This is a genomic window from Pararhizobium sp. LjRoot255 (genome assembly GCF_964252905.1).
In the GTDB taxonomy this organism is placed as follows: Bacteria; Pseudomonadota; Alphaproteobacteria; order Rhizobiales; family Rhizobiaceae; genus Pararhizobium.
Map to the genome: position 1 here is coordinate 966,263 of NZ_CAXUPQ020000002.1, position 12,130 is coordinate 978,392.

General features: G+C 58.9%; 11 protein-coding genes. 9 read left to right on the top strand and 2 right to left on the bottom strand.

Annotated elements, in window-relative coordinates:
* Positions 1 to 44 precede the first annotated feature (44 nt).
* The 3 genes from ACSQ2W_RS23635 to ACSQ2W_RS23645 all read left to right on the top strand — a co-directional run bounded on the left by ACSQ2W_RS23635 (position 45) and on the right by ACSQ2W_RS23645 (position 1,345).
* Positions 45 to 377 carry a hypothetical protein gene (locus ACSQ2W_RS23635; RefSeq protein WP_436088576.1) on the top strand — a complete coding sequence of 111 codons (333 nt, stop codon included), beginning with the start codon at positions 45 to 47 and terminating at the stop codon, positions 375 to 377.
* Between the two features lie 195 nt (positions 378 to 572).
* Positions 573 to 857 (top strand): DUF1778 domain-containing protein, encoded by a 285-nt coding sequence (locus ACSQ2W_RS23640; protein WP_074063656.1) that lies wholly within the window; start codon positions 573 to 575, stop codon positions 855 to 857.
* On the top strand, positions 857 to 1,345 hold the full coding sequence (locus ACSQ2W_RS23645) for a GNAT family N-acetyltransferase (RefSeq protein WP_436088577.1): 489 nt from the start codon (positions 857 to 859) through the stop codon (positions 1,343 to 1,345). Before ACSQ2W_RS23640 ends, ACSQ2W_RS23645 begins: the two co-directional genes overlap by 1 nt.
* A gap of 377 nt (positions 1,346 to 1,722) precedes the next feature.
* On the opposite strand, the gene panD is transcribed toward ACSQ2W_RS23645, so the two are convergent.
* On the bottom strand, positions 1,723 to 2,175 hold the full coding sequence (gene panD / locus ACSQ2W_RS23650; RefSeq protein ID WP_436088991.1) for an aspartate 1-decarboxylase: 453 nt from the start codon (positions 2,173 to 2,175) through the stop codon (positions 1,723 to 1,725).
* 968 nt (positions 2,176 to 3,143) lie between these two features.
* A complete protein-coding gene (locus ACSQ2W_RS23655; RefSeq protein ID WP_436088578.1) occupies positions 3,144 to 3,794 on the bottom strand; it encodes a GntR family transcriptional regulator in 651 nt (216 codons plus the stop codon).
* A 159-nt stretch (positions 3,795 to 3,953) separates the two neighbouring features.
* Between ACSQ2W_RS23655 and ACSQ2W_RS23660 the strand changes: the two genes are divergently transcribed.
* The 6 genes from ACSQ2W_RS23660 to ACSQ2W_RS23685 all read left to right on the top strand — a co-directional run bounded on the left by ACSQ2W_RS23660 (position 3,954) and on the right by ACSQ2W_RS23685 (position 12,125).
* Positions 3,954 to 5,378, top strand: a complete 1,425-nt coding sequence (locus tag ACSQ2W_RS23660) for a malonyl-CoA decarboxylase (protein WP_436088579.1) — start codon at positions 3,954 to 3,956, stop codon at positions 5,376 to 5,378.
* Entirely contained in the window at positions 5,375 to 6,889 is a 1,515-nt protein-coding gene (locus tag ACSQ2W_RS23665; protein ID WP_436088580.1) for a malonate--CoA ligase, read from the top strand. The genes ACSQ2W_RS23660 and ACSQ2W_RS23665 overlap by 4 nt, the downstream gene beginning before the upstream one ends.
* A gap of 96 nt (positions 6,890 to 6,985) precedes the next feature.
* A complete protein-coding gene (locus ACSQ2W_RS23670; RefSeq protein WP_436088581.1) occupies positions 6,986 to 8,332 on the top strand; it encodes an SLC13 family permease in 1,347 nt (448 codons plus the stop codon).
* Between the two features lie 458 nt (positions 8,333 to 8,790).
* Positions 8,791 to 9,978 carry an acyltransferase family protein gene (locus ACSQ2W_RS23675; protein WP_436088582.1) on the top strand — a complete coding sequence of 396 codons (1,188 nt, stop codon included), beginning with the start codon at positions 8,791 to 8,793 and terminating at the stop codon, positions 9,976 to 9,978.
* 16 nt (positions 9,979 to 9,994) lie between these two features.
* Entirely contained in the window at positions 9,995 to 11,098 is a 1,104-nt protein-coding gene (locus ACSQ2W_RS23680; protein WP_436088583.1) for a glycosyltransferase family 2 protein, read from the top strand.
* 1 nt (position 11,099) lies between these two features.
* Positions 11,100 to 12,125, top strand: a complete 1,026-nt coding sequence (locus tag ACSQ2W_RS23685) for a glycosyltransferase family 2 protein (protein WP_436088584.1) — start codon at positions 11,100 to 11,102, stop codon at positions 12,123 to 12,125.
* Positions 12,126 to 12,130: the final 5 nt, after the last annotated feature.

Below are 12,130 nucleotides of genomic sequence, written 5' to 3' on the forward strand. Positions count from 1 at the left end.
ACTCGTCGCCAGGGTCTGGCGCATCGCCGGCCAGGTGGCCGCATATGGACTCGATTGCCGTCGCGGCAAAAGAGCAAGCCACGGGGCTCGCGGAGGTCAACACTGCCGTCAACACCATGGATCAGGTGACCCAACAGAATGCCGCCATGGTGGAAGAATCGACGGCCGCGGCCACCAGTCTCGCGGACGAATCCGCCAAGCTTCGTGATCTTGTCGCCCCTTTTAAGATCAGTGGCACCGATCGGCAACCGCGTGTCGCAAACCAGCGAAGCCGGCCAGTGGCCTCACCGGCTCGGGTTCTCGGCAATAAACTTGCAAGTGCATTCAGTGGGCGACATACCACGACCGCCGCGTTGAACGAATGGCAGGAGTTTTGACTTCAACCAGCCGGCGCGATGCCCGGCAAGCTGACATATAAACTCATTGAGGGCCAGCCCGGTATTCTCGCCGAGCCGAAGAAGCCGGGTTATTCAGTGCCCATGCGGTCGATTGCGACAAGGCATCCCGTTCTTCCGAAATAGATACACATTGTGTATCTCAATGTGCTAGAATGGCAGCGGAAGGATAAAACTGTGTCAACAAAATCCGCCTCAGAAACCAGTACCCACCCCGTCAACTTGAGGGTACGTGACGACGTGCGCGTTCTGATCGACCGCGCCGCCAAAGCGCATGGCAAAACGCGCTCGGACTTCATGATCGACGCGGCTCGCCGCGCTGCCGAAGACGCCCTGCTTGATCAGACCCTCGTTCAGGTCGATCCCGAGAGCTATAAGCATTATCTGGCCGTCCTTGACCAGCCGCCCAGCGGTGAGGGTTTTGAGCGGCTTATGAGCGCACCAAAACCCTGGCAGGCATAATGCTTTCCGCCCCAACGCTTCTAGGCGAAGCGCATGAACTCGAACTGTTCGATAGCGGCCATGACAGCCTCGATGAATGGCTGCGCCGCCGTGCCCGAAGCAGTCAGGTCAGCGGCGCATCCCGGACCTACGTCGTTTGCGAAGGCGCAAGAGTGGTCGGATATTATTGCCTGTCCTCCGGCGCGCTCGCCGTGGCGTATGCACCGGGCGCTATCAAACGCAACATGCCGGACCCGATTCCGATGGCTGTGCTCGGAAGGCTGGCGATCGATCGAAGCTGGCAGGTAAAGGGCCTTGGCGCCGCCTTGTTGCGAGATGCCGTGATGCGGGTGGGGCAAGCCGCGCACATCATGGGCATTCGCGGGCTTCTTGTTCATGCGATTTCTGACGAAGCCAAGGCGTTCTATGAGCACTACGGTTTCGCTGCGTCGCCAACAAATCCGATGACGCTGATCATGTCGCTCAAGTATTTCGTAAAAACAGACTGAGGTGCCTTTTTCCAGTTCTTGTTCCTGCAGGCTGATGAGCTTGAGGAGTACGACGATATCTTGGCTTTTCATTTCAAATGTCCGCTGTCCTAGGACTGAGGACAGTAAGCCACACTCCGCGCAGGTTATCAAAACCAATGAAAAACTGAGCGCCGCTACTGAACCTCGCGCTGCGAGGAAGCCGTCAGCCAGATTTTGTCACAAGCTCGGCAGGATCGACACCCAGTCCCTCGGCTCCACGCGGCAGGGTTCCATCTTGGCGCGACATCCATCGGGCCGATTGCAGGCTCACGCCTCAGATCATGGCAGCCCGGCGTCGTTAGCCACGCCCGTGACATGTGAAGATCGGTGTGCCGGGCGTTGCTTCACGACCGTTGTTATGCGCCAGACACGAGTAAGGAAACGGGCAGTGTCGTATTGGCCTCATCGAGGATGTCGAACGTGTATCGTCCTTGCGGATCGATATCGACCGAATAGCTCGACCGATCACGAACACGGTTGTCTTCGTCGAACGTGAGCACCTTGGGCTTCAACGCCGTAATCCGGGTTTCGTCGAGATAGACCGAGTTGCAGATGATGACCTGATCACCGGGCTGACATGTGCGCGCGGCAGCTCCGTTTAGAATGCAGCACCTTGAGCCGCGTTCACCCAGGATGACGTAGGTGGAAATCCGTGCGCCGAAATTCTTGTTCCAGATCTCGACGAACTCCATGGGCAAAATACCGGCTTCTTCGCAATGGTCCGGGTCCAGCGTAATGGACCCGTGGTAGTTGAGGTTCGCTTCCGTCACGTAGATGCCATGGAGTTTCGCTGCGACCAGCTTTCTCAGAGTTCGGCAGCCCTTTTTCGTCGCGACTTTATTAGAGCAAGGCTTCACCGTCTGGAACGTGTTTCATTCAGCAACAATGTCCAATCTCCATTTCCAATTTCAGTGGACGCGTTATCCGATTGCCCATGGAATTTTGAACAAACGTGTAGGCAAACATCGCCCCGCCTTGCTGAAAGACGTGCTCGCGCTGAAATCCGGGCGATGACGCCATCATCGACCAGGCACACGCGCTTTATGGCAGCGATGCAGCGACCGCGGCCGCCTACTGTGGGCTGGATGCCTGGTTCGAGGGTGAGGAGATCGAGTTACGCCGCTTTGCGCGACTGTTTCGCAGGTTCCGGAACGAGAATCTCGGAGCCGTCTCCGGCCGGCGAATTTGTCATCGGCTTTTGGCGCTCCTGGCGACTTTGACGCGCGTGGCTGGTAGCAAGTGGCGGGCCATCGAATAGGAGAACCGCAGTTCAGGCGCCCTTTTTACCCTGCTCCGTTCCGGACAAGGCAGCCTGTGCGACAAGATTTGCGATGCGTTCGGACAGTACCGGATCGGAAACGGCGCGGGCCAACGTGACACAATGGGGCGGCTCTGCGGATCACCGAATTAGGGATTCGAACGTCCATGTTGAGATAATTCGGCTAGCCCAACACCCGTTCCACCAGCCACAGTTCTTGAAGCTTTTCAGCACGTTGATTGATCACATCCTTCCGCCCGGGATGGGTGCATGCCGTAATCGCTGACAAGGTTGCGGGTCATTTCCTCGAGAATGCGAGGTGACCAGTGAGACCGAAAGCAACCTGCCGCCGCAACACGTTGCAGCGTATCGCGCAGCAACATGGGAAACAGGACATTGGTATCAAGAACGGCGACTAGCATAGGCAGGGCGGCAAACCACCATCTCGGCGAGAACCAGGTTTCCCGCAGCGTCACGAAGTCCAAGATTGCCTGACCAGCCCGTTGCTTGAACACAAAGTCACTTGGTCGTCATGCTTGCGACTAGGTCGCTGTACCGCTCGCCCTGAATGCCAACGTGTCCGCGCAGCAGCCGGCGGGCTTCCTCTCCGTCGCCGGCAAAGATCGCGTCGACGATGCCGCAATGTTCCGAAAAGGACGTCGCCAGGCGGTTGCGCACGCGCAATTGCAGGCGGCGGTAAGGGCGCAGGCGCCGGTGCAATTGCGCACATTGCTCCTCAAGGAAGTCGCTTCGGCTTGCCGCGTAGATGGCCTTATGGAACTCCTCGTTGTCGTAATAATAAGCGTCGCTGTCACCGGCACCGGCTGATAGCTCACAGCGTCTGTGGGCGACCGTGATCGCTTCTCGAGAGTCCTCGTCCAGCCGTCGGGCGGCGAGCGACCCGGCCAGCCCCTCGAGTTCCGCCATAACCTCAAACATCTCATAGATGCGGTGCGGCCCCGGATCGATAACCACAGCACCTCGGCGCGGACGGATCTCAATCAGACCAATGGCGTCAAGCTGCATCAGAGCTTCCCGCACCGGCGTTCGCGAGACTCCGAACCTATTGGCAAGCACCATTTCGTCCAAGCGCGCGCCAGGCGCGAACTCGTTGGAAAGAATTGCATTTTCAATTTCATCGCGAAGCCACCGGCCGACATTTTCTGACATTCGTCTCTATTCCATCATACATGAGCATTATTCTTGTATACACGATAGTTGACGTCGTGTACGAAACATGACAATCTACATACTACCGGTGAAACCCGGCGAGGGGAAGTGGTCCGGTCCCTGCATCCTGGTCGATCATCCAGAAGAGAGGAGAATGGCATGTCTGAGGCTTCCTTCTTCACCGACATGATACAGAGCATCACGGATCGCGGACGCCAGCTTCTGTTTTCCGGCTCGCGCACCACTCAGGTCGCGGCCGAAGTCGATCTCCAAACGCTCTGTGAAATGCTGCTATCGAGCCGGGGCGAAGCTTCAGGCATGGCCATTGCTGCCGAAATACTCGAGCGCTGGGGGGCGCTCGAAAGCGAGGGTGCGCAGAAATTCCTTCATATGCTTCATGAAAAGTTTGGGCCTGATTCCACCAAGCTCGACCAGGCGATTGAAAATTACCGCACTGACAAAAGCTCCTCCGCGGTCATTGCTCTCCACCAGGCGGCCGAGCCGCGGCGACAGGAGCTCCTGCGCCGATTAAATCACGCCCCGAACGGCACCGCCAAGCTCGTCTGGATGCGGCAACAGCTTCTTGCTTCGAAAGAGCAATCGGCAGAATATCATGCGCTTGACGCCGACTTCGCACATCTGTTCGGCTCCTGGTTCAATCGCGGCTTTCTTACGCTGCGACCTATTGATTGGTCGACGCCGGCTTATATCCTTGAAAAGATCATCAAATACGAGGCTGTGCACGAGATCGCCGGCTGGGAGGAGTTGCGCCGTCGCTTGGCGCCGGCCGACCGTCGATGCTTTGCCTTCTTTCACCCTCGATTGGCCGACGAGCCGCTTGTGTTCGTTGAGGTGGCGCTTACACGATCCGTACCAAGGGCGATCGGAGATGTGCTGGATGAGGGCAGGGAGCAGATCAATGCCGACGAGGCGACGACGGCCGTCTTTTATTCGATCTCCAACTGCCAGGATGGCCTGCGGGGAATCTCGTTCGGTAACTTTCTGATCAAGCAGGTCGTGGACGATCTGCGCAGAGATCTGCCCGACCTGAAGAATTTCGTCACGCTGTCGCCGGTTCCGGGCTTCGCCCGTTGGCTTGCCAAGGCGCGCGCCGCGGCCGCTGATCGGCTGCTGTCAGATGCGATCCGCGAAACACTGATGCTGCTCGATGATCCGAACTGGGCCGAACACGGGAGCACGGTGATCGAGGTGGAGCGCGTATTGTTGCCGCTCGCGGCGCGTTATTTCCTGACCGAGCGGACACCGGAGGGCCGCCCGGTCGATCCGGTCGCCCGCTTCCATCTCGGCAACGGCGCTCGACTGGAAAGACTGAATTTTCTTGGCGACCGCTCGACCAAGGCGATGCAGCAGGCACACGGCCTGATGGTCAACTATCTCTACAAGCTCGATGACATCGTGGCCAACCACGAGGCATTGGCGCAGCGCGGCGAAGTGATTGCTTCGCCGGCCGTCAAAAGCTTGCTCAACCAGAACGACGAAAGCCGCCGCGGGGGCAATGGCCTACAAGGCTCCCGGCCATTCGCACACATCATGAACTCAACGCTTGGAGGAGGGCGAAAGTGAGCAACCATCTTTCCGACGCCATACGGGCTGCCGCGCCCGGTGACGCACCGTTCATCAGGACCGATAGCGGTCGCACATGGACCTACCATGACGCGCTCGCTCTTTCCGGTCGCATTGCCAGTGCGATGGACACGCTCGGCCTTCGCCCGGGCGACCGCGTTGCGGTGCAGGTCGAGAAAAGTGCCGAGGCCTTAATCCTCTATCTCGCCTGCCTTCGCAGCGGCGCGGTCTACCTGCCGCTCAACACCGCCTATACGCTGGCTGAGCTCGACTATTTTATTGGCGATGCAGAACCGCGCTTGGTGGTCGTTTCGTCGGTCGCTCGGGGTGGCGTCGAGAAAATCGCGAAGCCTCACGGTGCCATCGTCGAAACGCTCGACGCTGATGGCACCGGCTCGTTGCTTGATCTTGCACGCGATGAGCCGGCCGACTTTATCGATGCCTCGCGCTCCGCAGACGACCTTGCTGCGATCCTCTACACGTCGGGAACGACGGGACGCTCCAAGGGGGCTATGCTCACGCATGGGAACCTGCTTTCGAACGCCCTGACCCTGCGCGACTATTGGCGCGTCACCGCAAACGACCGGCTGATTCATGCCTTGCCAATCTTTCACACGCATGGGCTGTTCGTCGCCACGAATGTTACACTGCTTGCCGGCGCCGCGATGTTCCTTTTGTCGAAATTCGACGCCGACGAGGTGGTTTCACTGATGCCGCAGGCAACGATGCTGATGGGCGTGCCGACCTTCTACGTGCGCCTCCTGCAAAGCGCGCGCCTCAACAAAGAGGCGGTCGCCAACATCCGCCTCTTCATTTCCGGTTCGGCGCCGCTGCTTGCCGAGACGCATACCGAGTTTCAGGCACGCACCGGTCACGCGATCCTTGAGCGCTACGGCATGACGGAAACCAATATGAACACATCGAACCCCTATGAGGGGAAACGGATTGCCGGAACGGTCGGCTTCCCGCTGCCGGGCGTGACGGTGCGTGTCACCGATCCCGCCACCGGCGCCGTGCTGCCGGCTGAAGAAACCGGCATGATCGAGATCAAGGGGCCGAACGTCTTCAAGGGCTATTGGCGCATGCCGGAAAAGACCGCAGCCGAATTCACAGCCGACGGTTTCTTCATCAGCGGCGATCTCGGCAAGATCGACGGCGACGGCTATGTGCACATCGTCGGTCGCGGCAAGGACCTGGTGATTTCGGGTGGATACAACATCTATCCGAAAGAGGTCGAGGGCGAGATCGACCAGATCGAGGGGGTGGTTGAGAGCGCCGTGATCGGCGTGCCGCATCCCGATTTCGGCGAAGGCGTGACGGCCATCGTCGTGCGCAAGCCCGGTGTCGTCCTCGATGAAAAGGCCATTGTCAGCGCACTGCAGGACCGTCTCGCGCGCTACAAACAGCCCAAGCGCATCATCTTTGCCGAGGACTTGCCGCGCAACACGATGGGTAAGGTTCAGAAGAACATCCTGCGGCAGCAATACGCCGATCTGTACGCTGGGCCGTAAAGCGACCGCGCCCTCTGGGAGGAGGGTGCGTCGACATCCCGTATCAATCTTGACAACAACAACTACGGCGCCGGAGGCGTCGGAGGGAGGGGAATCATGGGTATTGAATTACTGTCCATAGGGCTGCTCGTCGCTATGTTCATCATCGCGACGATCCAGCCAATCAACATGGGTGCACTGGCATTCGCCGGCGCCTTCGTGCTCGGCTCGATGATTATCGGGATGAAAACCAGCGACATATTCGCAGGCTTTCCGAGTGATCTGTTCCTGACGCTCGTCGCCGTCACCTACCTTTTCGCCATCGCGCAGATCAACGGCACCATCGACTGGCTCGTCGAATGTGCTGTCCGGCTGGTGCGCGGGCGGATCGGCTTGATTCCCTGGGTGATGTTTCTCGTCGCCGCCATTATTACCGGCTTCGGTGCTCTTGGGCCGGCTGCGGTCGCCATCCTCGCACCCGTCGCCTTGAGCTTTGCCGTACAGTACCGCATTCATCCGGTCATGATGGGGCTGATGGTGATCCACGGCGCGCAGGCGGGCGGTTTTTCGCCGATCAGCATCTATGGCGGCATCACCAACCAGATCGTTGAGAAGGCCGGCCTGCCTTTCGCTCCGACGTCCCTGTTTCTCTCCAGTTTCTTCTTCAACCTGGCGATCGCCGTCTTGGTCTTCTTCGTTTTCGGCGGCGCAAAGGTGATGAAACAAAAACCGGCATCATCCGGCCCCCTGCCAGAGCTGCATCCCGAAGGCGTATCGGCGTCGATCAGGGGTCATGGCGGCACACCTGCAAAACCGATCAGGGAGCATGCCTACGGGACCGCCGCTGACACTGCCACGACGTTGCGCCTGAACAACGAGAGAATGACCACCTTGATCGGCTTGACGGCGCTCGGCATAGGCGCCCTGGTTTTCAAGTTCAATGTTGGCCTCGTCGCAATGACCGTCGCCGTCGTACTCGCGCTGCTGTCGCCAAAGACCCAGAAAGCGGCGATCGACAAGGTGAGCTGGTCGACCGTGCTGCTGATCGCCGGCATCATCACCTATGTCGGCGTAATGGAGAAAGCCGGTACGGTCGTTTATGTGGCGAACGGCATATCCAGTCTCGGCATGCCGCTGCTGGTGGCCCTCCTGCTTTGCTTCACAGGTGCTATTGTCTCGGCCTTTGCATCCTCGACCGCGCTGCTCGGCGCGATTATCCCGCTCGCTGTTCCATTCCTCCTGCAAGGGCACATCAGCGCCGTCGGCGTCGTGGCGGCGATCGCGATCTCAACGACGATCGTCGATACCAGCCCGTTCTCCACCAACGGCGCCCTCGTCGTCGCCAATGCGCCGGATGACAAGCGCGAGCACGTGCTGCGGCAGTTGCTGATCTACAGCGCCTTGATTGCGATTATCGGCCCGGTCGTTGCCTGGCTGGTATTCGTCGTGCCTGGACTGGTGTGAAAGCGGCTCGCATCGCCGGCCCAAAAGGCGTGCCGATTTCTATTCGGCACGCTTGCAATTGCTCGGAAGGGAGCGCGGAGCGTCTCGGAGGACGAGGTGAAAAAGAAAAGAGCTTTTGACCAACACCAATGATTGGCCCGCGACAACTATCCGAAAACGCTGCAAAAATGAATAAATCGGGTCGCGCCCGGCACCCGGCGTTACCCCACCTGTGCATCAAATTGCATTTGAGATTGCGCTCCACCGTTGAGAGGCCAGCCGTCGATTCTGTGACGCAATCTGCTGATCAAACAGTCGCTGTCAAAGTTTGGCCGAATTCACGCTTACAGTCTGGGCTCCGCCTCACCGCTTCATATGTCACACTTGTGACGCCAAAAACGATGCAGAAGGCGAGAACAGATGGGGAGCTGGCACCCGCAAGGAGAGTGGCAGACGAAGGCTATTGCCGAGGGGTGTCTATGTCGAATACACGCGACCGGCAGTTGGACGGGCTGCGAGCCGTTGCAGTCACGATGGTGCTGTACGCACATTTTTTCGCCACTGACGGGTCCCATTGGGGTCACCTCGGCGTACGACTGTTCTTCGTGCTTAGCGGATTTCTGATAACTCGGCTCCTTTTGGATGCGCGCTGCGCCGACCGGTATCAACCGTCTACTGCACTGAAATCATTTTATATACGTCGCGCACTGCGCATATTTCCTCCCTATTTCGCCATGTTGGGCTTCATCTGGGTTATCAATCTCGAAGGCGCCCGAGGCAACCTGATGTGGCACGCGTTCTATCTTTCGAACTTCTGGTATGCCCTGCAGGATGAGTGGGTTCCTTGGGTTCTATGTCACACATGGAGCCTGAGCATTGAGGAACAGTTCTATATCGTCTGGCCGCTGGTGATCCTGCTGGCGCCGCGCCACCTGATTGAGCGGATCTGCATCGCCGTTATCGCATGCTCGTTGGCATACCGCTTCTGCTGGCCCGTGACCGGGACGCCTTCTCTGATGCGTGATCTGCTCCCGTCAGCGTCGATGGACGCGCTCGCATCGGGGGCGCTGCTGGCCGCTTATCGAACGAGAAGCCCGTCCTGGCCGCAATGGATGCGGCTCAGCTGGATGCCATTTGCTGCTGCCTTCGTCATCCTGTTGTGGCTGCAATCGACACCGATGACCCCGACGCTTGATTGGGCGACCTGGATCGGCATGGAGGTTCTGCCCCTTCTGCCGCTGACAATGCTTGTGGGATGCTGTTCAGCAGGGGTCGGAGGCTATCTCGGCCGGCTGGCCGAGCTCTCTCCATTAACGGCACTGGGGCGCATTAGCTACGGCGTCTATCTTTTCCACCCGATCGTGCTCTCTCTGGTGGTCAAGGCTCAACCTTGGATTCCCGTTGATGTTTCGCAGCAGGGTCCCGGACGGTTTGTGGTCGCAGGCGCAGCCACAGTGTTGCTTGCCTCCATCTCCTGGTCGGTCTTTGAAAAGCGGCTTAATCTGCTCAAGCGCCACTTCCCCTACGTCGTCCCTCGAGACCACCGCCCATCGTTCGCGCATGCTGGCAACGCGGTCGACTGGGGTCACGGTAGAAGCGACCAACCGTCCGTGATTCATGCACGCGCCAATCGCGGCGATGCTTTCCAAACCTCCGATCTTCAATAAACACGCGAGCTGAAGCATGTCCGTTCCACTGGTCTCCGTCCTGCTGCCTGTCTACAATGGCGAACCCTATCTCGCTGCGTCGCTCGAGAGCATCCTGCGCCAGGATCATGATCGTCTGGAGGTCATTGCGATCGACGATGGTTCGACCGACCGCTCGCTGGAAATCCTGCAGCAGTATCGAAAGGCCGACGATCGTATTTCCATTGTCTCCCGGGAGAACCGGGGCCTTATTGCGACATTGAACGAGGGCTTGGCCATCGCCAAGGGCGACTTTATCGCCCGGATGGACGCCGACGACATTGCCTACCCCGCGCGTTTTTCCCGCCAGGTTTCATTGTTTATGCAACAGCCTCAGCTTGCGATCAGCGGCACGGGCGTCGATCGCCTTGTCGGCAATCGAATGGTGCGCGGCACGCCCAATCCGATCTACCAGTCGGGAAATTGGCACATATTGTCGATGTTCTTCACCATCTTCATGCACTCAACCGTGATGTATAACCGGCGGGTCATCCCGCAAAACATGTTGGTCTACGACGCGAGCTATGTGCATGCGGAGGATTTCGATCTGTTCCGACGGATTACCGCCCGCTTTCCCGCGGCGATGATCGATGAGAGCCTGGTCGCCTATCGCATCCACGACCACAGCGTCACAAACAAGCATAAGCGGTTGATGCGTCAGACGCATCTGAAGATTGTCGCGGAGAACCTCGAGCGTGAATCTCTTATCGACGATCTCGATGCCCTGCGCGACGTCGGTGTCGCGGTAACGCCCGATACCACACGACGTGCGGCTGAATTCGTTCTGACGCTGGAAGCGAAAATCGCCGCTCGCCCCAGAGCGGCGCAGTCCAGCTATGAGGACGGCGCCCTGTGTTTCTTCTATTTCCTCTATCAGCTCATCAACGACGCGGAGCAGCCTCGGCTGACGCATGAGTTTCTGACTCGGACCGGGAAATGGGGGCTCATTCGACGCCGGGAGCGATACGGCCTGCGCGCAGGTGCTTACGCGCCGTGGTGCAGTCGTCTCTCAATTGCGGCGGCCAGGCAGCTCGATGCGCTATCGCGGTATTTTGCGTCCGTGCCTGCCGCCACCGTGTTACCGCAGCATGGTCTTGGTTAGTATGGCTCCGGAACGTCCCAAAATCGTCCAAGAGTGCACCCGGGCCAATGTTGCCGCTCCATCACCTGCCGAGCGACGCGAACCGCTGGCAAGCTTCATTGTCTGCACAAGGAACCGCGCCGAGGCACTGGAGGCCTGCATCAAGTCGATTGAGGAAGCCTGCCGGTCTCATGCAACGGTCACGAGCGAGCTCGTGGTGGTCGACAACGGTTCAACGGACGACACGGCCGAACGGTTGATCCATATCGCCGCGACGTTAAGCATTGCGATTACGCTTGTAACAGAGCCGCGCCCGGGCCTGGCCGCCGCCCGCAATGCAGGAATGGAACGGTCGCGCGGCCGGATACTCGTTTTTATCGATGACGATTGCAAAGTCGACTGTCGCTACCTGCAGGATTTGGAACGGCATTACGCGACCGGCGAGCGTTGCATCATCCGCGGCGGTCGCGTCGAACTCGGCAGTTCGCTCGATTTCCCCTTCACAATCAAGCGGTCGCAGAGGCGCGAGCGGTTTACCCAAGATGTCCATCCTGGCGGCTTCATATTGGGCTGCAACATGACGATGCATCGTGAGATTGCACTCCGGGTCGGCCATTTCGACGAACGGCTTGGGGCCGGCAGTTCCCTGAAGTCGGCCGAGGACACGGATTACCTGGTCAGGGCTTTTCAACTCGGCATCCCGATTGAATATGTTCCCGACATGACCGTCCTTCACTATCATGGTCGAAACACACGCGAGGCAATCGAAAGGCTTCACAGAGATTACAGCCTTGGGAATGGGGCGCTTTGCCTGAAACACATCCTCAAGGCTCCCTGGCTGCTTCGCCATTTTTGCTGGTCCGTGAGGTCAGCGTGGCGGGAACTTTTTGGCGGCCCCCGGTTCGATCCTGAGGTTTCTCTGTCCCACTGGCCGATCGTGTTCATGAATCTGCTCGGAGCGGCCAAGTTCGCGCGCCTTGCCATAACCAGACGGGCGCGGCCCCCGGAAGTAACCCAGATCAAACAGGCGGCTCGTTCGCTGAGGTGATATCG